General features: G+C 69.9%; 21 protein-coding genes. 18 read left to right on the top strand and 3 right to left on the bottom strand.

Translation table 11 applies throughout. From position 1 onward, the window contains the following. Positions 1 to 66: 66 nt before the first annotated feature. From pdxS to ABZ470_RS12635, 15 genes are all read left to right on the top strand, one after another. On the top strand, positions 67 to 981 hold the full coding sequence (gene pdxS, locus ABZ470_RS12705) for a pyridoxal 5'-phosphate synthase lyase subunit PdxS (protein ID WP_362911428.1): 915 nt from the start codon (positions 67 to 69) through the stop codon (positions 979 to 981). Positions 982 to 1,151: 170 nt separating this feature from the next. Then, positions 1,152 to 2,822, top strand: coding sequence for an alkaline phosphatase D family protein (locus ABZ470_RS12700; RefSeq protein WP_362911427.1), 1,671 nt, complete (start codon positions 1,152 to 1,154; stop codon positions 2,820 to 2,822). Positions 2,823 to 2,905: 83 nt separating this feature from the next. Continuing rightward, entirely contained in the window at positions 2,906 to 3,322 is a 417-nt protein-coding gene (locus tag ABZ470_RS12695) for a MarR family transcriptional regulator (protein WP_362911426.1), read from the top strand. Between the two features lie 42 nt (positions 3,323 to 3,364). Further along, the gene (locus ABZ470_RS12690; protein WP_362775853.1) at positions 3,365 to 4,585 is read left to right on the top strand and encodes an MFS transporter; all 1,221 of its coding nucleotides are present in this window, start codon (positions 3,365 to 3,367) and stop codon (positions 4,583 to 4,585) included. Between the two features lie 70 nt (positions 4,586 to 4,655). After that, positions 4,656 to 5,246, top strand: a complete 591-nt coding sequence (gene pdxT / locus ABZ470_RS12685; protein WP_352011677.1) for a pyridoxal 5'-phosphate synthase glutaminase subunit PdxT — start codon at positions 4,656 to 4,658, stop codon at positions 5,244 to 5,246. Positions 5,247 to 5,249: 3 nt separating this feature from the next. Continuing rightward, on the top strand, positions 5,250 to 6,002 hold the full coding sequence (locus ABZ470_RS12680; protein WP_352011678.1) for a YebC/PmpR family DNA-binding transcriptional regulator: 753 nt from the start codon (positions 5,250 to 5,252) through the stop codon (positions 6,000 to 6,002). Between the two features lie 68 nt (positions 6,003 to 6,070). Further along, a complete protein-coding gene (locus ABZ470_RS12675; RefSeq protein WP_362911425.1) occupies positions 6,071 to 7,228 on the top strand; it encodes a GNAT family N-acetyltransferase in 1,158 nt (385 codons plus the stop codon). Positions 7,229 to 7,331: 103 nt separating this feature from the next. Beyond that, positions 7,332 to 7,916, top strand: a complete 585-nt coding sequence (ruvC, locus tag ABZ470_RS12670) for a crossover junction endodeoxyribonuclease RuvC (RefSeq protein WP_352011732.1) — start codon at positions 7,332 to 7,334, stop codon at positions 7,914 to 7,916. Continuing rightward, positions 7,913 to 8,533, top strand: coding sequence for a Holliday junction branch migration protein RuvA (gene ruvA / locus ABZ470_RS12665; protein WP_352011680.1), 621 nt, complete (start codon positions 7,913 to 7,915; stop codon positions 8,531 to 8,533). The genes ruvC and ruvA overlap by 4 nt, the downstream gene beginning before the upstream one ends. Before the next feature lie 61 nt (positions 8,534 to 8,594). Beyond that, entirely contained in the window at positions 8,595 to 9,641 is a 1,047-nt protein-coding gene (gene ruvB / locus ABZ470_RS12660; RefSeq protein ID WP_352011733.1) for a Holliday junction branch migration DNA helicase RuvB, read from the top strand. Between the two features lie 226 nt (positions 9,642 to 9,867). Next, entirely contained in the window at positions 9,868 to 10,236 is a 369-nt protein-coding gene (gene yajC / locus ABZ470_RS12655; protein WP_352011681.1) for a preprotein translocase subunit YajC, read from the top strand. A 131-nt stretch (positions 10,237 to 10,367) separates the two neighbouring features. Continuing rightward, a complete protein-coding gene (gene secD / locus ABZ470_RS12650) occupies positions 10,368 to 12,134 on the top strand; it encodes a protein translocase subunit SecD (protein WP_362911424.1) in 1,767 nt (588 codons plus the stop codon). After that, positions 12,131 to 13,186, top strand: coding sequence for a protein translocase subunit SecF (gene secF, locus ABZ470_RS12645; RefSeq protein WP_362911423.1), 1,056 nt, complete (start codon positions 12,131 to 12,133; stop codon positions 13,184 to 13,186). Before secD ends, secF begins: the two co-directional genes overlap by 4 nt. Positions 13,187 to 13,250: 64 nt before the next feature. Then, positions 13,251 to 13,769 (top strand): adenine phosphoribosyltransferase, encoded by a 519-nt coding sequence (locus ABZ470_RS12640; protein ID WP_352011684.1) that lies wholly within the window; start codon positions 13,251 to 13,253, stop codon positions 13,767 to 13,769. A 239-nt stretch (positions 13,770 to 14,008) separates the two neighbouring features. Then, on the top strand, positions 14,009 to 16,201 hold the full coding sequence (locus ABZ470_RS12635) for a bifunctional (p)ppGpp synthetase/guanosine-3',5'-bis(diphosphate) 3'-pyrophosphohydrolase (protein WP_352011685.1): 2,193 nt from the start codon (positions 14,009 to 14,011) through the stop codon (positions 16,199 to 16,201). Positions 16,202 to 16,283: 82 nt separating this feature from the next. Here the strand turns inward: ABZ470_RS12635 and ABZ470_RS12630 are convergent, their stop codons facing one another. Both ABZ470_RS12630 and ABZ470_RS12625 read right to left on the bottom strand, forming a co-directional pair. Beyond that, positions 16,284 to 17,513 carry a DUF349 domain-containing protein gene (locus ABZ470_RS12630; protein ID WP_352011686.1) on the bottom strand — a complete coding sequence of 410 codons (1,230 nt, stop codon included), beginning with the start codon at positions 17,511 to 17,513 and terminating at the stop codon, positions 16,284 to 16,286. A 60-nt stretch (positions 17,514 to 17,573) separates the two neighbouring features. Continuing rightward, positions 17,574 to 18,437, bottom strand: coding sequence for a peptidylprolyl isomerase (locus tag ABZ470_RS12625; RefSeq protein ID WP_352011687.1), 864 nt, complete (start codon positions 18,435 to 18,437; stop codon positions 17,574 to 17,576). Positions 18,438 to 18,585: 148 nt separating this feature from the next. Between ABZ470_RS12625 and ABZ470_RS12620 the strand changes: the two genes are divergently transcribed. Genes ABZ470_RS12620 through aspS form a run of 3 tightly spaced genes read left to right on the top strand, consistent with a single transcriptional unit; the run spans position 18,586 to position 22,283 of the window. Then, positions 18,586 to 19,281: an MBL fold metallo-hydrolase gene (locus ABZ470_RS12620; RefSeq protein WP_352011688.1), complete on the top strand. Its 696-nt coding sequence runs from the start codon at positions 18,586 to 18,588 to the stop codon at positions 19,279 to 19,281. Positions 19,282 to 19,284: 3 nt separating this feature from the next. Next, positions 19,285 to 20,550 carry a histidine--tRNA ligase gene (hisS, locus tag ABZ470_RS12615; protein ID WP_362911422.1) on the top strand — a complete coding sequence of 422 codons (1,266 nt, stop codon included), beginning with the start codon at positions 19,285 to 19,287 and terminating at the stop codon, positions 20,548 to 20,550. Further along, positions 20,547 to 22,283, top strand: a complete 1,737-nt coding sequence (gene aspS / locus ABZ470_RS12610) for an aspartate--tRNA ligase (protein ID WP_352011690.1) — start codon at positions 20,547 to 20,549, stop codon at positions 22,281 to 22,283. Before hisS ends, aspS begins: the two co-directional genes overlap by 4 nt. 90 nt (positions 22,284 to 22,373) lie before the next feature. Here aspS and ABZ470_RS12605 read toward each other — a convergent pair whose 3' ends face one another. Further along, complete coding sequence (locus tag ABZ470_RS12605; protein WP_352011691.1) at positions 22,374 to 23,570, bottom strand: cytochrome P450; 1,197 nt, start codon at positions 23,568 to 23,570, stop codon at positions 22,374 to 22,376. Between the last annotated feature and the right edge of the window lie 42 nt (positions 23,571 to 23,612).

Below are 23,612 nucleotides of genomic sequence, written 5' to 3'. Positions count from 1 at the left end.
AACGCCGGAAACCCGCCCAGGGAGGCGGACCGTGATCCGCAACCCGCTCGTCGTGAGGTAGAGACCGTGTCCAGCAGCACGCCCGAAGTCACCGAGACCGCCGTCACCGGAACCGCCCGGGTGAAGCGCGGCATGGCAGAGATGCTCAAGGGCGGCGTCATCATGGACGTCGTCACCCCTGAGCAAGCCAAGATCGCCGAGGACGCCGGTGCCGTCGCGGTCATGGCCCTTGAGCGGGTCCCCGCCGACATCCGCGCCCAGGGCGGCGTCTCGCGGATGAGCGACCCCGACATGATCGACGGCATCATCTCCGCCGTCTCCATCCCGGTCATGGCCAAGGCCCGCATCGGCCACTTCGTCGAGGCGCAGGTGCTCCAGTCGCTCGGCGTCGACTACATCGACGAGTCGGAGGTGCTGACCCCGGCCGACTACGCCAACCACATCGACAAGTGGCGCTTCACGGTGCCCTTCGTCTGTGGCGCCACCAACCTGGGCGAGGCGCTGCGCCGCATCACCGAGGGCGCGGCGATGATCCGCTCCAAGGGTGAGGCGGGCACCGGCGACGTCTCGAACGCCACCATGCACATGCGCAAGATCCGCGGTGAGATCAAGCGGCTGTCCTCGCTGGCCGAGGACGAGCTGTACGTCGCCGCCAAGGAGCTGCAGGCGCCGTACGAGCTGGTGGTCGAGGTCGCCAAGGCGGGCAAGCTGCCCGTCGTGCTCTTCACCGCGGGCGGCATCGCCACCCCGGCGGACGCCGCGATGATGATGCAGCTCGGCGCGGAGGGCGTGTTCGTCGGCTCCGGCATCTTCAAGTCGGGCAACCCGGCCCAGCGCGCCGCGGCGATCGTCAAGGCCACCACCTTCTACGACGACCCGGACGTCGTCGCCAAGGTCTCCCGTGGCCTGGGCGAGGCGATGGTCGGCATCAACGTCGACGACATCCCGGTCCCGCACCGCCTGGCGGAGCGCGGCTGGTAGCCGATCAGGACCGGACCGGTTCCGCCGGCTGGAGCACCGCCCGGCGGACCACGAGAAGGCGGCGTCTTTGCGGGACGCCGCCTTTTTCATGACCCGGAACGTTAACTCGAAGGTCACGATCGTCGGTAAGGCTGGCGGGCGACCACGTCCGACGACCTTCGAGGGGCCCCATGTCCCGGCTCAGCCGACGCTCCTTCCTCGTCACCGGCGTCGCCGGCCTCGCGGCGGCGCACGTCCCCGTCCCCGCCCCCGCCGCCGCGGCCGTTCCCGCCGCCCGCAGGCCGCGCGCCGACCCCTTCACCCTCGGCGTCGCCTCCGGCGATCCGAGCCCGGACGGGTTCGTGATCTGGACCAGGCTCGCCCCCCTGCCGCTGGCCGAGGACGGCCTCGGCGGCATGCCCGACCTGCCCTTCCCCGTCCGGTGGCAGGTCTACGGCGACGACGCCGGGCACAGGACGGTCAGGCAGGGCACGGTGATCACCGACAGCCGGTGGGGACACTCGGTCCACGTCGAGCTGGACGGCCTTGAGCCGGGCCGGGAGTACTGGTACCGCTTCAGGACCGGGCCGTACCTGTCGCCGATGGGACGGGCCAGGACCGCCCCGCACCCCCTGTCGCTCGGCACGGGCCTGACGATGGCCTTCGTCTCGTGCGCCCAGTACGAGCACGGCCACTTCACCGCCTACCGGCGCCTGGCCGAGGAGGAACCCGACCTCGTCCTGCACCTGGGCGACTACCAGTACGAGTACGCCCGCGACACCTACACCATCCCCGGCGGCAACGTCCGCGACCACGAGGGGCCGGAGACCGAGACGCTGGCGAACTACCGGCAGCGGCACGCGCAGTACAAGACCGATCCCGACCTGCGGGCGGCGCACGCGGCGGCGCCCTGGCTGGTCGTCTGGGACGACCACGAACTGGACAACAACTGGGCCGACGAGGTGCCGGAGAAACCGGAGATCCCGCAACCGGGTTTCCTCACCCGGCGCGCCGCGGCCTTCCGCGCCTACTATGAGAACATGCCGCTGCGGCGTACCTCCATCCCCAGGGGGATCGACATGCAGATCTACCGGCGTGTCCGGTGGGGCGCCCTGGCCACCTTCCACATGCTCGACACCCGGCAGTACCGCGACGACCAGGGCTGCGGAGACGGTTACCGCGACTGCCCGGCCGCGACCGACCCGGCGCGCTCGATCACGGGGGAGACCCAGGAACGCTGGCTGCTCGACGGCTTCCGCCGCTCGCGGGCGCGGTGGGACGTCATCGGCCAGCAGGTCTTCTTCGCCCAGCGTGACAGCGACGCGGGGCCCGCCAAGGTGACCAGTCAGGACGCCTGGGACGGCTACGTCGCCTCTCGGCGGCGGATCACCCAGGGGTGGGTGGACGCGGGGGTGCGCAACCCGGTCGTGCTCACCGGTGACGTGCACGCGCACTGGGCGGCCGACCTCAAGCTCGACTACGACGACCCGACCACCCCCACGGTGGGCTCTGAGCTGGTCACGACCTCCATCACCACCGGGGGCGACGGCGCGGACTCCGACCCCGCGACGCAGCCGTTCCTCAGGATCAACCCGCACCTGCGCTTCTACAACAACCAGCGAGGTTACGTGCTCACCCGGATCGAGCCCGACCTGCTGACCGCCGACTTCACGGTGCTCCCGCAGGTACGGCAGGCCGGCGCGCAGGCTCACGTGAAGGCGACCTTCGTGGTCGAGGACCGGGTGCCGGGTGTGCGGCAGACCTACCTGCGCCCGGCCGCGCCTGCGGCGAGCCGGATGCCCACGGAACCGGAGACCGATCTCATCCAGAAGGTCGTCGACCTGGAGACCAGGCGCCCCTGAACCCCCAACGGGACGACGCATGTCCGGCGTCGTCCCGTTTTTCCGGAATAATAGTTAGACAGGCTAAGTTAGACTGACTAACTATGACGACGGATGAACTCGCGGAGAACCTCTCCAAGGAACTGCGCCACCTGGTGCTGCTGCTGCGCCGCGCGGCGGCCGGGCAGCCGATCACCAGCCAGCAGTACGCCGTGCTCGGCTCACTCCAGGACGGCCCGCGCCGGATGACCGAGCTGGCCGAGGAACACGGCGTCCAGCTGCCGACCATGACCGTGCAGATCAACCGCCTTGAGGAGCCGGGACTGGTCGCGCGGGGCGCAGACCCCGCCGACGCCAGGGTCCGCACCGTCGAGCTCACCGACGAGGGCCGCGCCCGACTGGTGGCCGTACGGCGCGCCAGGATCGCCTACCTGAGCGACCGGCTCGGCGCCCTCACCCAGGCCGAACGCGAGGCCGTCGCCGCGGCGCTTCCCGCCCTGGCCAAACTGGGCCGCCCCTGACGGCCCCTCCACCCGTCCCCCTTCTCCCAAGGAGCGCCTTCCATGTCCTCACAGAGCGGCGGCGCAATCCTGCGTCAGCCGATGTCCGTCTGGGCCACCGCGTTCGCCGCGGTCGTCGCCTTCATGGGCATCGGCCTGGTCGATCCGATCCTGCCCTCCATCGCCAAGGGCCTGAACGCGGGCCCGAGCCAGGTCTCCCTGCTGTTCACCAGCTACTTCCTGGTCACCGCGGTGGCCATGCTCGTCACCGGCTGGGTCTCCAGCAGGATCGGCGGCAAGCGCACCCTGCTGCTCGGCCTGGCCCTGGTGGTCGTCTTCGCCGCCCTGTCCGGGACCTCGGGCAGCGTCGGCGAACTCGTCGGGTTCCGCGCCGGGTGGGGCCTGGGCAACTCCCTGTTCGTCGCCACCGCCCTCGCGGTGATCGTCGGCGCCGCCAGCGGAGGCGCGGAGGCGGCCATCGTCCTGTACGAGGCGGCCCTGGGCCTGGGCATCTCCATGGGGCCACTGGTCGGCGCCGCCCTCGGCGACTGGAACTGGCGCGCCCCCTTCTTCGGCACCGCGACCCTCATGGCCGTCGGGTTCGTCCTCGTCCTGACCCTGCTGAGGGCCACGCCGGAACCGGCCGCGCGCACCCGCCTGTCCGACCCGCTGCGCGCCCTGGCCCACGGCGGCCTGTCGACGACGGCGTTCACCGCGTTCTTCTACAACTTCGCCTTCTTCACCGTCCTGGCCTTCACCCCCTTCATCCTCGGCATGTCGCCGTACGGCATCGGCGCGGTCTTCTTCGGGTGGGGCGTCTGCGTCGCGCTGGCCTCGGTCTTCGGCGCCCCCGCCCTGCAGCGCAGGATCGGCTCGGTCAACGTGCTCCACCTCTCGCTGGGGGCGCTCGCCCTGCTGCAGGTGGGCATCGCCCTGTCACAGCAGGCGGGCAGTCACCCGGGCGTCGTCGTCTTCGTCATCCTGTCCGGCCTGCCGATCGGCCTGAACAACACCGTGTTCACCGAGGCGGCCATGGAGGTCTCCGACGCGCCGAGGCCCGTCGCCTCCGCCGGATACAACTTCGTGCGCTGGATGGGCGGCGCGCTCGCGCCCTACGTCGTCACCAAGCTGGGCGAGGAGGTCGGGCCCGCGGTGCCGTACGTCCTGGGCGCGGCCTGCTGCCTGGCGGGCATGGCCGTCCTGTACGGCAGGCGCCACCACATGAGGAGCCTGGATCGGATCGACGTCGACCACACCTTCCAGGATGCCTCTGCCCCGGCCTGACCCGGTTTGGGGCGACGCGCACAGTGGCCATACGCTGAAGGGGCGTTCCGAGCCCTTGGAGAGGACCACTGTGAGCATCGCCCCGACCGTCGGAGTGTTCGCCCTGCAGGGAGACGTGCGCGAGCACACGCGCGCACTGGAGGCGGCGGGTGCCAGGGCCGTCGCCGTACGGCGCCCCGGTGAACTGGAGGCGGTCGACGGCCTGGTCATCCCCGGCGGGGAGTCGACCACGATGTGGAAACTCGCCGAGACCTTCGAACTCCTCGAACCGCTCAGGATGAGGATCAAGGGCGGCATGCCCGCCTACGGCTCGTGCGCGGGCATGATCATGCTGGCCGACCGGATCGAGGGCGGCATCGAGGGCCAGCAGACCATCGGCGGCATCGACATGGTGGTCCGCCGCAACGCCTTCGGCCGGCAGGTCGACTCCTTCGAGGCGGACCTCGACTTCGCGGGCCGGGGCTCGATACGGGCGATCTTCATTCGCGCCCCGTGGGTGGAATCTGTCGGTTCCGATGTCGAAGTGCTGGCTCGGGCCGAAGCTGGGGATAGGATCGTCGCGGTCCGCCAAGGACCGCTGCTCGCCACGTCCTTCCACCCGGAACTTACCGGGGATGTCGGTGTGCATTCATATTTTGTTGACATGGTGAGGGAGCTCTAGCCGATGTCCGGCCACTCCAAATGGGCGACGACGAAGCACAAGAAGGCCGCGCTTGACTCCAAGCGGGGCAAGCTGTTCGCCAAGCTCATCAAGAACATCGAGGTCGCGGCCCGAACCGGCGGCCCCGACCCGGACGGCAACCCGACGCTGTACGACGCCATCACCAAGGCGCGCAAGAGCTCGGTCCCGATCGACAACATCGAGCGCGCGCGCAAGCGTGGCGGCGGCCTTGAGGCGGGCGGCGCCGACTGGCAGACCATCATGTACGAGGGCTACGCCCCCGGTGGGGTCGCGGTGCTGATCGAGTGCCTCACCGACAACCGCAACCGCGCCGCCTCCGAGGTCCGCGTCGCCCTGACCCGCAACGGCGGCTCGCTGGCCGACCCGGGTTCGGTGTCCTACATGTTCAACCGCAAGGGCGTCGTGCTGGTGCCCAAGGGCTCGCTGAGCGAGGACGACGTGCTGACCGCGGTCCTCGACGCCGGCGCCGAGGAGGTCAACGACCTCGGCGACCAGTTCGAGGTCGTCTCCGAGGCCACCGACCTCGTCCCGGTCCGCAAGGCCCTGCAGGAGTCCGGCATCGACTACGACTCCGCCGAGTCCAGCTTCGTGCCGACGATGAACGTCCCGCTCGACGAGGACGGCGCCCGCAAGGTCTTCAGGCTGATCGACGCCCTTGAGGACAGCGACGACGTCCAGAACGTCTGGGCCAACTTCGACGTCTCCGACGACGTCCTGGAGAAGCTCGACGCCTGAACGGCCGTCGTGCCGGGCGGGACGACCGATTCGCCCCGCCCGGACCGCGCCGCCTAGGTTGGGTGGCTGTGAAGCTACGTGAACTGACCGCGGACGATCTCGACGCGGTGACGGACAATCGCAGGCGGGCCTTCGGACCGGTGTCGGAGGCGGTCCAGCGGCAGTGGGTCGGGATGGTGACCCCCGCACTCGAAGCGGGGAGATATCTCGGTCTCTTCGACGGCGCCCGCCTGGTCGCGACGAGCCGGATCAACGACTTCACCCAGTACTGGCACGGCAGGCCGATCTCCCTCGGCGGCGTCGCCTCGGTGACCGTCGCCCCGGAGGACAGGGGCGGGGGAGCAGGCCGGACCATCATGCTGGCCACCCTTGAGCGCTGCGCCGGCCTCGGTCACCCGGTCTCCGCCCTCTACCCGGCCACCACCCACATCTACCGATCGCTGGGCTGGGAGCACGCCGGAGCCATGCACCGCGCCGTGCTGCCCGCCGAGGCGCTGCGGACCATCAGGCGGACCGAGCAGGTCCAGGTCCGCAGGGCCGGGCCGGAGGACGCAGAGCGGGTCGTCTCGGTCCTGCGGGGAGTCCACCTGGCCACCCGCGCCTGCGGCCCCGTCTGCTGGGACGCCGACGTCTGGCGGGCGCGCCTGGCGACGGGGGACGACTTCGTCTATCTCGCGCACGACGGCCTCGTCGTCTACCGCTGGCGTGACCAGGACCTGGAGGTTCCCGTCCTGGTCGCGGGCTCGGAGGCGACCGCGCGGACGCTGTGGTCCCTGGTCGGTTCCTCGGCCTCGATCGCCAGATCCGTCCACGCGGTCGTGGCCCCCGACGACCCCGTCTTCTGGCTGATCGGGAACCGCCCGACGGACGAGGTGGGCCAGACCCGCTGGATGTTCCGCGTCGTCGACCTGGCCGCGGCGATCCGTGAGCGGGGTTTCCCGCCCGGCGTCACCCTCGACACCGTGATCCAGGTCGAGGACCCCCAGCGGCCGGAGAACTCCGGGCCCTGGCACCTGTCCGTCTCCGGAGGGCGGGCGACGGCCGAGCCCGCGGGCACCCTCCCCTCGGCTCTGCCCGTCTTCACGGCCGGGGCGTTCTCCGCCCTGTTCTGCGGGGTTCCGGCCGCGACCCTGCGCAGGACCGGCGGACTGACCGGTTCCGCGGACGGCGACGCCGCCCTGGACGGTGCCTTCCACGCCAGGCCGTACATGCTGGACCACTTCTGAGGGGTGCCTGCCCGGGAACCGTGCGTCGTGTGCGCGCAGGCGGTAGAGTCTGGCACCGAACAGGTGTTCGGCGAGTGGAGGCGTGCCGGTGCGGTTGCCCGAACTGCGGGTGATGGGGGTCGATCCCGGGCTGACCCGGTGCGGGCTCGGCGCGGTCGAGGGACGGCCGGGGGCGCCGCTGACCCTGGTCAAGGTCGGGGTCGTGCGCACCCCCGCGGAAGACGAGACCGGCGCGAGGCTCGTGGCGATCGAGGCGGGCATCGAGAGCTGGCTCGACGAGATCAAGCCGGACGCGGTCGCCGTGGAGCGGGTCTTCGCCCAGCACAACCTCAGGACGGTGATGGGCACCGCGCAGGCCTCCGCGGTGGCGATCCTGTGCGCCTCCCGCCGGGGGCTGCCGGTGGCGTTGCACACGCCCTCCGAGGTCAAGGCCGCGATCACCGGCAGCGGCACCGCCGACAAACGACAGGTCGGCACGATGGTGACCAGGCTCCTGCGCCTGGACGAGATGCCCAAGCCCGCCGACGCCGCCGACGCCCTCGCCCTCGCGATCTGTCACGTGTGGCGGGGCGGGGCGCGCAACAGGCTCGCGGAGGCGGTCGCGAAGGCCGCCGCTCCCGGCACGAGCGCCGCCGCCTACTTCCGCGGCGGGGGCAGGGCCGGATATTCGAAGGGAAGCACGAAGTGATCGCCTCGGTGCGGGGACGGGTGGCCGCGATCGCGCCGGAGGGGGCGGTGGTCGAGGTCGGCGGGATCGGCGTGCTCGTCCACTGCACACCCGGCACACTGGCGGCGCTGCGGGTGGGGGAGGAGGCCAGACTGGCCACCTCGCTCGTGGTCAGGGAGGACTCCCTGACACTGTTCGGCTTCGGCACCGACGACGAGCGTCTGGTCTTCGAGCTGCTGCAGACGGCCAACGGGGTCGGCCCCAAGGTCGCCCTCGCCATGCTCGCCGTGCACACGCCGAACGCCCTGCGGATCGCGGTGGCGAGCGCCGACGTCAAGGCGCTGACCAGGGTGCCCGGAGTCGGCCCCAAAGGTGCTCAGCGGATCATCGTCGACCTCAAGGACAAGCTCGGCACGCCGGAGGAGGCGGTCAACGCCGCGCTCGACGGCACCGCCGCAGTCCCGCCCTGGCGCGACCAGGTGCACTCGGGCCTGGTCGGTCTCGGCTACTCGGTCAGGGACGCCGACGAGGCGGTCGCCACGGTGGCCGTCCAGGCCGACGCCGAGATCGCGCAGGGCAGGGTTCCCCAGGTCGCCGTGCTGCTCAAGGCCGCGCTTCGCGTGCTGAGCGTCCGGTGAGACAGGGCACAGGAAAGGCGGAGACGACGTGAGCGCGGAACGGGATCTGGTCTCACCCGAGATGGAGGGTGACGAGCGCCTGATCGAGGCCGCGCTGCGCCCCAAACGTCTTGAGGAGTTCATCGGCCAGGCGCGGGTGCGCGAGCAGCTCTCCCTGGTGCTGCACAGCGCGTTGCGGCGCAACCGTCCCCCCGACCACGTGCTGATGAGCGGCGCGCCCGGTCTGGGCAAGACGACCCTCTCGATGATCATCGCGGCCGAGCTCTCCGCACCGCTCAGGCTCACCTCCGGGCCCGCCCTCGAACGGGCGGGTGACCTCGCGGCGATCCTGTCCACCCTCTCCGAGGGAGAGGTCCTCTTCATCGACGAGATCCACCGGATGGCCCGTCCCGCCGAGGAGATGCTCTACCTCGCGATGGAGGACTTCCGCGTCGACATCGTGGTCGGCAAGGGGCCGGGCGCGACCGCCATCCCGCTGGAGGTGGCGCCCTTCACCCTGGTCGGGGCGACCACCAGGGCGGGCCTGCTGCCCGCACCGCTGCGTGACAGGTTCGGCTTCGTCGCGCACATGGACTTCTACGAGGCCGCCGAGCTCGAACAGGTGTTGCACCGTTCGGCACGGCTGCTCGGCCTGCGTCTCCCGGGCGACGCGGCACACGAGATCGCCGGGCGCTCCCGGGGCACGCCCCGCATCGCCAACCGGCTGCTGCGCCGGGTGCGCGACTTCGCCGAGGTCCGGGCGGACGGGGTGATCAGCAGGGACGTCGCCGCCGCGGCGCTGAACCTCTACGAGGTGGACGCCGAGGGACTCGACCGTCTCGACCGCGCCGTCCTGGGCGCCCTGCTCGGCAAGTTCGGTGGCGGTCCCGTCGGTCTGTCAACACTGGCGGTCGCGGTGGGGGAGGAACCGGAGACCGTCGAGGTGGTCGCGGAGCCGTTCCTGGTACGGCAGGGCCTGCTGGCCCGCACCCCTCGCGGACGCGTCGCGACCGCGGCGGCCTGGGTCCACCTGGGGTTGACGCCCCCTCCCGGAGCCTTCGGCGCGGTGCCGATGCCCGGCCAGGGGCCTGACCTGCATGATCTTGGGGATGACCCCGCGGCGTCCTGACGTTGAGTTACGGTGAGAAAACGCACGGGGTTGATCACAAAAAGGTGACAACCGTATCAAAATGGGAACTTCCCCGCGCGCCAGAACGTGACCTCGTTGCCGCGCTCCTAACAGCTCGCCTAAACTCCGTGGCTTGGCTGGCTGTGTAGGCTGACGTGCTGAGCGCGGCGTGGCCTCACATGACGTCCGGCTCCGGCCGGTCATCCTTAACCGAAGGAGCGGCCCAATGGGCGGCAATTACTCCAGCCTTATCATGATCGCGCTGATGGTCGTGGTGTTCTACTTCCTGCTGATCAGGCCGCAGCGTAAGCGGCAGCAGGAGCAGGCGCAGATGCAGAACTCCCTCACCCCGGGGACCCGCATCATGACCACTACCGGGCTTTTCGCGACGGTGGTAGCGATCGACGCCGAAGATGTGATCCTGGAGATCGCCCCCGGCGTCGAGACCCGCTGGGTCAAGGCCGCGATCGGGCGTGTGGTGGGCCCGGTCGACGACACGCAGGGCGACGCCGAGAACACCGACACCGTGGATGACAATGTGGTGGAAACCGCGCAGTCGCCCGGTGACGACCAGGACTCGACGACCAAGAAGTGATAAGTAGGCTCGCCAACATTCCCTATAGCCGAAAGAACTGACGACCAGTGGCCCGACCGACCAGCGGCCAGAGCAGACCGGGGCGCGTGCTCCTACTGCTACTGGCGATTATTCTCGCCATGGGTGGGGTGATGCTCCTGAACAGGGCTTACACCCCCGAATATGGCCTCGACCTCGCCGGTGGCACGACAGTGACACTGCGGCCCGTCACCCCGAACGGCACGGCTCCCACAGAGGAAAGCCTGGATCTCGCCGTCGGCATCATCCGAAACAGGGTGAACGGCAGCGGTATCTCCGACGCCGAGGTCGCCAAATCCGGTGACAACATCGTCATCTCCGTCCCCGGAGTTGGCCAGGAGGAAGTCGTCAAGCTGGTCGGCACCACCGCGGAACTGCGTTTCCGTCAGGTGATGGCGGTCGCGGCAGGGGCACCCCAGCCGCCGGGGCAGATGCCCACCCAGGCGCCGACGCCGTCATCCTCCCCCTCCTCGACGGCTCCCGGCAAGAAGGGCGACAAGTCCCCCGCCCCGTCCGCCTCCCCCGCGGCCGAGCAGGGCACGAAGACGCCGGAGCCGACCGCGACGGCCGCCGCGAACCCGAGCGCCTCGCCCGCGGGCCGCGCCCTGTCGGCGGCGCTCCTCAACCCCAGCCCGGAGGCGACCCCGACCGCCACCGGCAAGCAGGAGAGCAAGCAGGACACCGGCAAGAAGGGCGACAAGGCGGAGGCCTCCCCCTCGGCCAAGCCCGGCCAGAGCGGCTCCCCCTCGCCCCAGCCCTCCTCGCCCGCGGACAACCCGCTGGCCGACGTGGACACCACCGGCATCGACCCGGCGGTGCTCAAGCAGTTCGAGGCCCTCGACTGCTCCAAGAACAAGGGCCAGGGCGCCCAGGACGACCCCAACAAGCAGTACGCCGGCTGCAGCCAGGACGGCAGCGCCAAGTACGTCCTCGACAAGGCGGCCGTCACCGGAAGCGCGATCGCCAGCGCCAACGCGGGCGTCGACCAGACCACCGGTGAGTGGCTCGTCCAGCTCTCCTTCAAGGGGCAGGGCCCCGACCAGTGGTCCAAGGTGACCACCACCGCGTTCAACTCCCAGCCGCCGCGCAACCAGGTCGCCATGGTCCTGGACGGTGTGATCATCTCCGCGCCGGTCATCCAGGAGCCCATCACCGGCGGCCGGGCGCAGATCTCCGGCAACTTCACCCAGGTGACGGCCAACGAGCTGGCAGGCCAGCTGAAGTTCGGCGCGCTGCCGCTGAAGTTCGAGAAGAGCGCGATCGACGAGGTCTCCTCGACCCTGGGCGCCGACCAGCTGCGCGGTGGCATGATCGCCGGTGGCATCGGCCTGGCCCTGGTGGTCGTCTACTCCATGCTGTACTACCGCGGCCTTGGCGTCGTCTCGGTGCTGAGCCTGCTGGCCGCCTCGATCCTCACCTACCAGGCGGTCGTGATCCTCGGTGCCTTCGCGGGCTTCCGCCTGTCGCTGCCGCACATCATCGGCCTCATCGTCTCGATCGGTATCACCGCCGACTCCTTCATCGTCTACTTCGAACGAATACGAGATGAGATGAAGGAGGGCCGCCGGTCGCTGCGCACGGCCGTCGAGGTCGCCTGGACCCGCGCCCGCCGGACGATCCTGATCGCCGACGCGGTCATGTTCATCGCCGCCGTCGTGCTGTACTTCCTGGCCGTCGGCGGTGTGGCCGGGTTCGCCTTCGCGATGGGCCTGACCACGCTCATCGACATCGTCGTGGTCTTCCTGTTCACCAAGCCGTTCGTCACGCTGCTGGCCAGGCTGAAGTTCTTCGCCAAGGGACACAAGCTTTCCGGTCTCGACGCCGAGCGCATGAGCAGCACGACGGTCGCCGGTACCAAGACCGTTCCGCAGGAGGCATGATGTCCGGCATCGCGAGTCGGTTGTACCGCGGCGAGATCGACGTCGACTTCGTCGGACGCAGGAAGCTCTGGTACGGCCTGTCCGCCGTGCTGCTGCTGGTGTCCATCGCGGGCCTGCTCTTCAACGGAGGCCTCAACCTGGGCGTCGAGTTCAGGGGCGGCTCGGTCTTCTCCTTCAAGGCGCCCAGCGCCCACATCGAAGAGGTCCGCGACACCTTCAACGGCGCGGGCGCCCACCAGGTCATCGTCCAGACGACCAACAACGGCTGGCGGGTCACCACCGACAGCATGCCCCCCGAGCGGGTGACCACGGTCCAGAAGGCGGTCGCCCAGAAGTACGGCATACAGCAGAACGAGGTCACCCTCCAGGTGATCGGCGCCTCGTGGGGCGGTCAGGTGGCCGACAAGGCGGTCACCGGTCTGATCGTCTTCATGCTGGCGATCATCCTGTACCTCACGGTGGCCTTCGAGTGGAAGATGGCGCTGTCGGCGGTCGTGGCGCTCTTCCACGACCTGGTGATCACCGCGGGCGTCTACGCGTGGACCCAGTTCGAGGTCACCCCGGCGACCCTGCTGGGCTTCCTGACGATCCTCGGATACTCCCTGTACGACGCGGTCGTCGTGTTCGACATGATCAAGGAGGTCACCGCCAAGCTCGGCACGACCTCCAAGATGACCTACACGCAGGCGGCGAACAACGCGCTGAACCACACCCTGATCCGGTCGCTGAACACCACCCTGGTGGCGATCCTGCCGGTGGCCGCGATCCTGTTCATCGGCACCACGCTGTTCGGCGCGGGCACGCTGAGGGACCTCTCGCTCGCCCTGTTCGTCGGCATGATCGTCGGTACCTACTCGTCCCTGTGCGTGGCCACGCCGATGCTGGTCACCCTGAAGGAGCGCGAGCCGCGTTACCAGGCGATCGCCCGCAGGCTCTCCTCACAGGGCGGCGGGGCCAAGGGCGGCCAGACGGTCAAGGGAGCCAAGCAGCCGGTCCCCGCGGGGGCCGCCAACGGCTCGGCGCCCGAGGGCGACAAGCGCAAGAAGAAGTAGCCGGAAGTCAGCAAGGCCTCCGTCCCCGCCGAGGGGACGGAGGCTTTCCCTTGAGGGAGCGACGATGAGTGACCTGAGCAGGCTGATCCTGGACCACGTCCGGGACATCCGCGACTACCCCCAGCCCGGCGTCCTCTTCAAGGACATCACCCCGTTGCTCGCCGATCCTGAGGCCCTGGCCGCCGTGATCGACGGTTTCGCCGGGCTCCACCAGGTCGACAAGGTCGTCGGGATCGAGGCCAGAGGCTTCATCCTGGCCGCTCCCGCGGCCTATCGGGCGGGCGCGGGCTTCGTTCCGGTGCGCAAGAAAGGCAAACTGCCCGCGGAAACCCTTGAGGCGTCCTACGATCTGGAGTACGGCTCCGCCACCATCGAGGTCCATCGAGACGCCTTCACCCCAGGGGAACGCGTCCTGATCATCGACGACGTGCTCGCCACCGGCGGTACGGCGCGTGCGGCGGTGGAGCTGGTCCGCAGGGCGGGCGCCGACGTCGTCGCCATCGCCGTGCTCATGGAGCTGGCCTTCCTCAAAGGACGGGAACGGCTGGACGGCGTCGAGGTGCATTCCCTGGTGATTGTCTGATCCCACCCCGCCGGGGAAGGCATCCTGGCCAGTCTGGATACACTGGGGGGATCTGGACTCGAACGTGAGGAGTCTGAGTGCCCCGTGATGTGGTCGTCCCCGACGTGACCGCCGACGGTGGCGGTCCCGAGACGGCCGTCCCGGCAGGCGATGCCGGTTCCGCCATGTCCGGAGCCACCGAGGACAGGCCTGCGGTAAGGCGTAGGCTCGCGCGTTTTGGGGGGCAATGGGGTGGCGCCATGAACCCGGTGCTTGAGCCGCTCTTCCGGACGGTCCGCGCGACGCATCCGAAGGCGGATCTGCGGCTCATCGAGCGCGCCTACGACGTGGCCGCCTACCACCACCGTGATCAGAAGCGTAAGAGCGGTGACCCCTACATCACCCACCCGCTCGCGGTCGCGACGATCCTGGCCGAACTGGGCACCGACGACGAGACGCTGTGCGCCGCGCTGCTGCACGACACCGTCGAGGACACCGCCTACGGCCTCGACGAGCTGCGCAAGGACTTCGGCGACAACATCGCCCTGCTGGTCGACGGCGTCACCAAGCTCGACAAGGTCAAGTACGGCGACGCCGCCCAGGCCGAGACCGTCCGCAAGATGGTCGTGGCGATGTCCCGCGACATCCGGGTGCTGGTGATCAAGCTCGCCGACCGGCTGCACAACATGCGCACCATGCGCTACCTGCCCGAGCACAAGCGGCAGCAGAAGTCCCGGGAGACACTGGAGATCTTCGCGCCGCTCGCCCACCGCCTCGGCATGAACACCATCAAGTGGGAGCTTGAGGACCTCGCGTTCGCCATGCTCTACCCCAAGCGCTACGACGAGATCGCCCGCATGGTCTCCGAGCGCGCCCCGCGCAGGGACCTGTTCCTGCAGGAGGTCATCGAGAAGGTCTCCGGAGACCTGCGCGAGGCCAAGATCCGCGCGGTGGTCAAGGGGCGCCCGAAGCACTACTACTCGGTCTACCAGAAGATGATCGCCAGGGACGTCGCCTTCGACGACATCTACGACCTGGTCGGCATCCGGGTGCTGGTCGACACGGTCCGCGACTGCTACGCCGCCCTGGGAACGATTCACGCGCGATGGAACCCGGTGCCCGGCCGGTTCAAGGACTACATCGCGATGCCCAAGTTCAACATGTACCAGTCGCTGCACACCACGGTCATCGGCCCCGAGGGCAAGCCCGTCGAGCTGCAGATCCGCACCCACGGCATGCACCACAGGGCCGAGTACGGCGTGGCGGCGCACTGGAAGTACAAGGAGGACATGACCACCTCGGGCCCGCCCGGGGCGAAGCTCAAGCCGGCCAGCGACATGGCCTGGCTCAGGCAGCTCCTCGACTGGCAGAAGGAGACCGCCGACCCGGGCGAGTTCCTTGAGTCGCTGAGGTTCGACCTGTCGGTCTCCGAGGTCTACGTCTTCACCCCCCGCGGTCAGGTGATCGCGCTTCCCGAGGGCGGGACCCCGGTCGACTTCGCCTACGCCGTGCACACCGAGGTCGGCCACCGCTGCATCGGGGCCCGGGTCAACGGCCGTCTCGTGCCGCTGGAGTCGCGGCTCGGCAACGGCGACACCGTGGAGATCTTCACCTCCAAGTCGCCGGACGCCGGTCCCTCCCGTGACTGGCTCAAGTTCGTCAAGTCGGGCCGGGCCCGCAACAAGATCCGGCAGTGGTTCTCCAAGGAGCGCCGCGAGACCGCGATCGAGGCGGGCAAGGAGGCCATCGGCAGGGCGATGCGCAAGCAGGGCCTGCCGCTGCAGCGCCTGATGTCCGGAGAGTCCCTCCTGGTGCTCGCCAGGGACCTGCACTACGCGGACGTCTCGGCGCTCTACGCGGCCGTCGGAGAGGGCCACGTGGCCGCCCAGGCGGTCGTGCAGAAGCTCGTGCACTCCCTCGGAGGGGTCGAGGGCGCCGAGGAGGACATCGCCGAGGTCTCGGTGCCGACGAAGCTGCGCGGCCGTCCCCGCGGCAGGGGCGGCGCGGGCGTGGTCGTCGCGGGCGACTCCGACGTCTGGGTACGGCTGTCGCGCTGCTGCACCCCGGTCCCCGGAGACGAGATCATCGGCTTCGTCACCCGTGGCCACGGCGTCTCGGTGCACCGCACCAACTGTCCCAACGTGCAGCAGCTGAGGTCAGAGCCCGACCGCCTGGTCGAGGTCTCCTGGTCGGCCGCGGAGGATTCGGTGTTCCTCGTGGCGCTCCAGGTCGAGGCGCTCGACCGGCCGCGCCTGCTGTCCGACGTCACCCGGACCCTGTCCGACCAGCATGTCAACATCCTGTCGGCGTCGGTGACGACCTCGAAGGACCGGGTGGCGATCAGCAGGTTCACCTTCGAGATGGGCGACCCCAAGCACCTGGGGCACGTGCTGAAGGCCGTACGCAACATCCAGGGCGTCTACGACGTCTACCGGGTGAGCGGCGCCTCCTAGGCCCTCTCAGGCCCGCCCCGGGCCATACAGCGAAACGGGGGACGCTCCGGAAAGGAGCGTCCCCCGTTTTGGCGCCGGAGGGTCAGGAGAACTCGGCGAGCGTGCGCTCGGCCTCCTCAAGCCAGGAACGGCGGGCGGTCAGGGCCTCCTCGGCGTCCTTGGCCTCCTTGTCCCTGCCGGCCGCCTGGGCCTTGGCCAGACGGCCCTCAAGCTGCCCGATCGACTTGCGCAGCTGGTCGACCGTGTTCTGCGCGCGGGCGCGGGCCTCGGGGTTGGACCGCTTCCACTCGGCCTCCTCAGCCTTGCGGACCGCCTCGTCGATCTTGCGCAGACCGCCCTCAAGCCGGTCACGCTGCTCGCGCGGGACCGGGCCGGCCTCCTCCCAGCGCTCCAGGAGGCCACGCAGGGCGTTCCTGGCGACGCGGGCGTCGGAGACCGGAAGGATCTTCTCGGCCTCGGCCAGCAGCTGCTCCTTGACCTCGGCGTTGGCCGCCAGCGAGGCGTCACGCTCGGCGAAGACCGCCGAACGGGCCTGGAAGAACTGGTCCTGGGCGCCCTTGAAACGGCCCCACAGCTCGTCCTCGACCTCACGCGAGGCCCGGCCGGCCGCCTTCCACTGCTGCATCAGCTCGCGGTAGGCGGAGGCCGTCGCGCCCCAGTCGGTCGAGGAGGCCAGCGCCTCCGCCTCGACGACGATGCGTTCCTTGGCCGAACGCACGCCCTCGCGCTGCTCGTCGAGCCCGGCGAAGTAGGCCTTGCGCCGCTTGGCGAAGGCCGTACGGGCCGCGGACAGGCGCTTCCACAGCGCCGCCTCGGTCACCCGGTCGATGCGCTCGGCGGCCTTCCACTCCTCGACGAGCTGGCGCAGCCGCTCCCCACCGGTCTTCCAGTGGGTGGTGTCGTCGGCGATGCGCTCGGCCTCGGCGACGATGCGTTCCTTGACGCCCCTGGCCTCGGCGCGAGCCACGTCGCGGGCGGCCTTGACCTCCTCGCGGCGCTGGGAGACCAGCTCCGTGAGGCTGTTGAGGCGGCCCAGCAGCCCGTCGAGATCGCCGACCGCGTGCGCGTCGACGATCGCCTCGCGGAGCTTGACGATCGTCGCCTCCGCCTGGGCGGGCGGCAGATCCGTGCCGCGGACCCGCTGCTCAAGCAGCGTGACCTGCCCGGCCAGCTCGTCGAACTTGCGGTGGAAGTAGGCCAGGGCCTCTTCCGGTTCGCCGGCCTGCCAGGACCCGACGGCCCGTTCTCCCTCAGCCGTACGCACGTAGACGGTGCCGTCGTCGTCTACCCGGCCCCACGGGTCGGTGCTCACCGTGTCCTCCCGCAACTTTCATCAGCCTTTCGAGGCTATCCGCCTCTTGGATGTATTACGTCAGCTCTTGTCGGACATTGTCACGTCTTTGATTTCCACGGTTTCCTTCGGGGCGCCGGTGCCGTCCGGGCCCGGGGTGATGACACCCGCCTTGTTCACCTTGTCGAGGATGTCCAGGCCCTTGGTGACCGTGCCGAACGGGGTGTAGTCCGGAGACAGCTGGGCGTCGCCGTAGACGATGAAGAACTGGCTGCCGTTGGTGTCCGGGCCGCTGTTGGCCATGGCCACGACACCGCGGGTGTACTTCGCGCCTTCGAGGTTCTCGTTGACGAAACGGTACCCCGGGCCGCCCTGGCCGTCGGTCGGGTTCTTGCCGTCGGCCTTGGCCAGCGGGTCGCCGCACTGGAGCACGGGGAACTGCTCGGAACCGAGACGGTGGCACTTGGAGCCGTTGAAGTACTTCTTCCCGGCCAGGAACGCGAAGGAGTTGACCGTGCAGGGGGTCTTCTCCGCCGAGACCGCGATGACGATGTCGCCCAGGTTGGTCTTCAGGGTCATCGTCTTCGGCGTGGTGTCCACCTTCGCCGGAGGCAGGCCGACGTTCTTGGCCGGTCCGCCCTCGGTCTCGGCGACGTAACCACAGGTGCCCGCCGCGGGGTCGAAGGCCGCCGGCTTGGCGCCGGTGCCCGTCTCAGCCGGGCTCGCAGGCGCGGACGGGGTGCCCGAGGCGGCGGTCGCCGGGGACGTTCCACCACCTCCGAGCAGGGACATCGCGGCGATCACACCGCCGACGAGCACCACGACGGTCACACTCGTGCCGATGATCGCATTGCGCTTCATACGCGACTCACGTTCGGCGCGCCGCTGCATCTGCCGTTCGTAGTGCTCGCGGGCCAGTTGCTTCTGGCGGTCCTTGCCGCTCACCACTTCGCCCTCCCGAGTGCCGGAGTATCACTTATTGAGGTGGGCGAATCGTATCGGCCAATGGGTAATGGTTCGCAGCCCGCCGACCCGCACCGGTACCCTTCGGTTACATTCCCATCCGTTTTCTTGACGAGATCAGCTGAGGCAGATGCTCATCGCCGGCTTTCCCGCAGGGTCGTTTCAGACCAACTGTTACGCCGTGGCTCCCGCCGCGGGCGAGGAGTGCGTCGTCGTCGACCCCGGTCAGAACGCCGTGGGTGACCTGGACGACCTGCTGCGCGAGCATCGCCTGAAGCCGGTCGCCGTGCTGCTCACCCACGGCCACCTCGATCACATGTGGTCGGTCGCCCCGGTCTGCGGAGCGCGTGACATCCCCGCGTGGATCCACCCCGAGGACCGGGAGCTGCTGTCCGACCCGATCAAGGGGATGTCCCTGGCCTTCGGGCAGCAGCTGTTCGGCGGGCTGACCTTCTCCGAGCCCGACGACGTGCGCGAGATGGCGGACGGAGAGGTGCTGAGCCTGGCCGGGATGGAGCTGACGGTCGACCACGTCCCCGGCCATACCAGGGGGTCGGTGGCTTTCAGGCTGCCCGGGAGCGGGGAGATCCCCGAGGTGATGTTCTCGGGAGACCTGCTGTTCGCCGGCTCCATAGGCCGCACAGACCTTCCCGGCGGGGACTATCCGACCATCCTGCGCAGCCTGGCGGCCAAGTGCCTGCCGCTGTCCGATGAGACGGTGGTGCTGCCGGGACACGGACCACAGACCACGATCGGCCACGAGCGCGCGACCAATCCGTACTTGGCGGAGGCGGCGCCGTACGCCGGTCCCACCAGGGGACTTTAGAAGATGACTCTGCAGGCGCCCAAGGGCACCTTCGACCTGCTCCCGCCGCGCTCCGAGCGCGCGCTGGCCGTCCGGGAGGCGCTGACCGCCCCCGCCAGGCGGGCGGGGTACGGCTACATCGAGACGCCGGTCTTCGAGGACACCGCGCTGTTCGTGCGCGGCGTCGGCGAGTCGACCGACATCGTCTCCAAGGAGATGTACACCTTCACCGACAAGGGCGGGCGTTCGATCACGCTGCGCCCCGAGGGCACCGCGTCGGTCGTGCGGGCGGTCCTCCAGCACGGCCTGCACAACGGCAGGCTCCCGGTGAAGCTCTGGTACTCCGGCAGCCAGTTCCGCTACGAACGCGCCCAGAAGGGCCGCTACCGCCACTTCTGGCAGGTGGGGGCCGAGGCCCTGGGGGCGGAGGACCCGGCCCTCGACGCCGAGCTGATCCTGCTGGCCGCGGAGGGCTACGCCGGGCTCGGCCTCACCGGGGTCAGGCTGCTGCTCAACACGCTGGGCGACCGCGTCTGCAGGCCCGCCTACCGCGCCGCGCTGCAGGACTTCCTGCGCGGTCTCGACCTCGACGAGGCGACCAGGGCCAGGATCGAGATCAACCCGCTGCGGGTGCTCGACGACAAACGTCCCGAGGTGCAGGCCCAGCTCGCGGACGCCCCGCTGGTCGTCGACCACCTGTGCGAGGAGTGCAAGGCCTACCACGAGGAGGTCCGCACGCTGCTGACCGCCTCCGGGGTCGCCTACACCGACGATCCCCGGCTGGTGCGCGGGCTTGACTACTACACGCGCACCACGTTCGAGTTCGTCCACGACGGGCTTGGCTCGCAGTCCGCGGTCGGCGGCGGGGGGCGTTACGACGGACTGAGCGAGATGCTCGGCGGCCCGGCGCTGCCCAGCGTCGGCTGGGCGCTCGGCGTCGACAGGACGCTGCTGGCCATGGAGGCCGAGGGGCTGCTCGACGACGAGGCGGACGGCCCGCACGTCCAGGTGTACGGTGTGCCGCTGGGCGAGGAGGCACGCCGCCGGATGTTCCTGCTCATCACCGAGCTGCGCCGGGCGGGCCTCGACGCCGACATGTCGTTCGGAGGCAAGGGCGTCAAGGCCGCCATGAAGGGTGCCGACCGGTCGGGCGCGGGCTATGCCGTCATCCTCGGCGAGCGGGACATCGCCGCCGGGACCGCCCAGGTCAAGGACCTGGTCAGCGGCGACCAGAGCGCCGTACCGCTCGCCGAGATCGTCACGACCCTGAAGGAGAGACTGGAGAAATGATCCGCACGCACGAAGCGGGATCACTGCGCAAGGAGCACGCCGGGCAGCAGGTGACGCTGGCCGGTTGGGTGGCGCGCCGCCGTGACCACGGCGGCGTGGTCTTCATCGACCTGCGCGACGCCTCAGGCTCCTGTCAGGTGGTCTTCCGCGAGGAGGACGATGCGCACGGCCTGCGCGCCGAATACTGCGTCAAGGTCGTCGGGCAGGTGCGGGTCCGCCCCGAGGGCAACGAGAACCCCGAGCTGCCGACCGGCGCGATCGAGGTCGTGGCCTCCGAGGTCGAGGTGCTCAGCGAGGCCGCGCCGCTGCCCTTCCCGATCGAGGGCGGCACCGGGGTCTCCGAGGAGGCCCGCCTGAAGTACCGCTACCTCGACATCCGCCGCCAGCAGGTCGCCCAGGCCATGCGGGCGCGCTCCAAGGCCACCTACCTGGCCCACGAGGTGATGAACGAGCACGGGTTCGTCTACATCGAGACCCCCACGCTCACCCGGTCGACCCCCGAGGGCGCCCGTGACTTCCTGGTGCCGGTCCGTCTCCAGCCGGGCAACTGGTACGCCCTGCCGCAGTCGCCCCAGCTGTTCAAGCAGCTGCTCATGGTCGGCGGCATGGAGCGCTACTACCAGCTCGCCCGCTGCTTCCGCGACGAGGACCTGCGCGCCGACCGGCAGCCGGAGTTCACCCAGATCGACGTTGAGATGTCCTTCGTCGACCAGGACGACGTCATCGCGCTGGGCGAGGCGCTGATCGGCCGCGTCTGGAAGGAGACGATCGGCTACGAGCTGCCGACGCCACTGCCCCGGATGACCTACGCCGACGCCATGTCCCGCTTCGGCTCGGACAAGCCCGACCTGCGCTTCGGCCAGGAACTCGTCGAGATGACGGAGTTCTTCGCCGAGACGACCTTCCGGGTCTTCCAGGCGCCCTACGTCGGCGCCGTGGTGATGCCGGGCGGTGCCTCGCAGACCCGTAAGGAGCTCGACGGCTGGCAGGAGTGGGCCAAGTCGCGCGGCGCCAAGGGCCTGGCCTACGTCCTCGTCGGCGAGGACGGCACGCTCGGCGGCCCGGTGGCCAAGAACCTGTCGGAGACCGAGACCGCGGGCCTGGCCGCGAAGGCGGGCGCCGCGCCCGGTGACGCGATCTTCTTCGCCGCCGGTACGGCCGCCGCCTCCCGCGACCTGCTCGGCGCGGCCCGGCTGGAGATCGGCCGCCGCTGCGGCCTGATCGACGAGTCGGCGTGGAGCTTCCTGTGGGTCGTCGACGCGCCCATGTTCGAGGAGGACGGCGAGGGCGGCTGGACCGCGGTCCACCACCCCTTCACCGGTCCGAAGCCCGAGTGGGCCGACAACTTCCAGGACCACCCGGGCGAGGCCCTCGCCTACGCCTACGACATGGTCTGCAACGGCATGGAGATCGGCGGCGGCTCGATCCGTATCCACCGCGCCGAGATGCAGCAGCGCGTCTTCGACGTGCTCGGCATCTCCAAGGAGGAGGCGGAGAGCAAGTTCGGCTTCCTGCTCGAGGCGTTCAAGTACGGCCCGCCGCCGCACGGCGGCATCGCCTACGGCTGGGACCGGGTCTGCATGCTGCTCTCCGGCGGCGACTCGATCCGTGACGTCATCGCCTTCCCGAAGACGGCCTCCGGCTTCGACCCGCTGACGGGCGCGCCGACCCCGATCACGGTCGAGCAGCGCAAGGAGGCGGGCGTCGACGCCAAGCCCAAGGCGGACGCCTGAGACGGTCCTGAGGGCCGGTGGGGCACGGCTCCGGGGGTCAACGCCCCGGGGCCGTGCTCGTACGGCTGCGGGCCGTACGGGCACGGCGGGTCAGAAGCGGACGGGCAGCGTACGCAGGCCGCGGATGAGTGACCCGCTGAGGTTCCACCGGATCTCGGCGGGATCGCAGTCCAGCTCGATGCCCGGCAGGCGTTCCAGCAGCGTCCCGAAGGCGATCGACGCCTCAAGCCTGGCCAGCGGCGCGCCCAGGCAGAAGTGGATGCCGTGGCCGAAGGCCACATGCCGGTTGTCCGCGCGGGTGATGTCCAGGACGTCGGGGCAGGGGAAGACCTCGGGGTCGCGGTTGACCGCGCCGAGCAGGATGTGGACCACGCTGCCCTTCGGGATGTGGACTCCCGCCAGTTCGAGATCCTCCGTGGCGAAGCGGAACGTGGCACGCTCGACCGGTCCGTCGTGCCGGAGGAACTCCTCGACCGCCGACGGCAGCAGTTCCGGCCGCTCCCGTAACAGCTTCAGCTGCTCGGGGGCGGTCAGCAGGGCCAGCATGCCGTTGCCGATCAGGTTGACCGTGGTCTCGTGCCCGGCGATGAGCAGCAGCGTCAGGCCCGCCAGGAGCTCCTGGTCGTCGAGCAGTTCGTCGTCGTCGCGGGCCAGGACCAGCGCGCTGACCAGGTCGTCACGCGGGGCGGCCCGCCGTTCGGCGATGATCGCGGTGAAGTAGTCGCCGACGGCGAGGTTCACCTCGCCGCGGTGCCTGGCCTGTTCCTCGTTGAGCGCGGGGCCGACGAGGGTGCCGGACCAGTCGCGGAAGGCGTCCTGGTCCTCGACGGGCACGCCGAGCAGTTCGCAGATCACCGTGATCGGCAGGGGGAAGGCGAAGTCGTCGAGCAGGTCCGCCCCGCCCCTGGGGAGCATCGCGTCGACCAGGTCGTCGGCGATCTTCTGGACGCGGGGGCGCAGGGCCTCGATCCTGCGGGGGGTGAAGGCCTTGGAGACCAGGCGGCGCAGCCGGGTGTGGTCGGGAGGGTCGCTGTCGAGCATGTTGCCGGCCAGGATCCGGTTGTCGGCGTGGAAACGCGCGCGGAACGGCTCGGGCACCCAGGAGACGCTCTTGGCCAGGCGGGGGTCGTTGAGGGCGGGACGGCCGTGCTCGTAGTCGAGCACCAGGAAGGCGCCCATGCCGGGAGGGAAGTCGACCGGATGGACGGGGCCCTTCCCCCTGAGCGCGGCGCAGGCGGCGTGCGGATCGGGGCTCAGTATGAACTCGAAAGGTAACTTCTCCGGCATCGGCGCCCCCCGGGGAGATGGATCGGATCCTGTTCCCCTCCA

This window comes from Streptosporangium sp. NPDC020072 (assembly GCF_040631445.1).
Taxonomy (GTDB): Bacteria; Actinomycetota; Actinomycetes; order Streptosporangiales; family Streptosporangiaceae; genus Streptosporangium.
This window is presented reverse-complemented; position numbering and strand designations above follow the sequence as displayed.

Coding starts and splice junctions, on each gene's coding strand:
- ruvB (WP_352011733.1), top strand. CDS start 8,595: ATGGAGGGTGACGAGCGCCTGATCGAGGCCGCGCTGCGCCCCAAACGT.
- ABZ470_RS12605 (WP_352011691.1), bottom strand. CDS start 23,570: ATGCCGGAGAAGTTACCTTTCGAGTTCATACTGAGCCCCGATCCGCAC.
- ABZ470_RS12695 (WP_362911426.1), top strand. CDS start 2,906: ATGACGACGGATGAACTCGCGGAGAACCTCTCCAAGGAACTGCGCCAC.
- ABZ470_RS12680 (WP_352011678.1), top strand. CDS start 5,250: ATGTCCGGCCACTCCAAATGGGCGACGACGAAGCACAAGAAGGCCGCG.
- yajC (WP_352011681.1), top strand. CDS start 9,868: ATGGGCGGCAATTACTCCAGCCTTATCATGATCGCGCTGATGGTCGTG.
- ABZ470_RS12700 (WP_362911427.1), top strand. CDS start 1,152: ATGTCCCGGCTCAGCCGACGCTCCTTCCTCGTCACCGGCGTCGCCGGC.
- ABZ470_RS12620 (WP_352011688.1), top strand. CDS start 18,586: ATGCTCATCGCCGGCTTTCCCGCAGGGTCGTTTCAGACCAACTGTTAC.
- ABZ470_RS12640 (WP_352011684.1), top strand. CDS start 13,251: ATGAGTGACCTGAGCAGGCTGATCCTGGACCACGTCCGGGACATCCGC.
- secF (WP_362911423.1), top strand. CDS start 12,131: ATGATGTCCGGCATCGCGAGTCGGTTGTACCGCGGCGAGATCGACGTC.
- aspS (WP_352011690.1), top strand. CDS start 20,547: ATGATCCGCACGCACGAAGCGGGATCACTGCGCAAGGAGCACGCCGGG.
- secD (WP_362911424.1), top strand. CDS start 10,368: ATGCTCCTGAACAGGGCTTACACCCCCGAATATGGCCTCGACCTCGCC.
- ABZ470_RS12635 (WP_352011685.1), top strand. CDS start 14,009: ATGAACCCGGTGCTTGAGCCGCTCTTCCGGACGGTCCGCGCGACGCAT.
- ABZ470_RS12690 (WP_362775853.1), top strand. CDS start 3,365: ATGTCCTCACAGAGCGGCGGCGCAATCCTGCGTCAGCCGATGTCCGTC.
- hisS (WP_362911422.1), top strand. CDS start 19,285: ATGACTCTGCAGGCGCCCAAGGGCACCTTCGACCTGCTCCCGCCGCGC.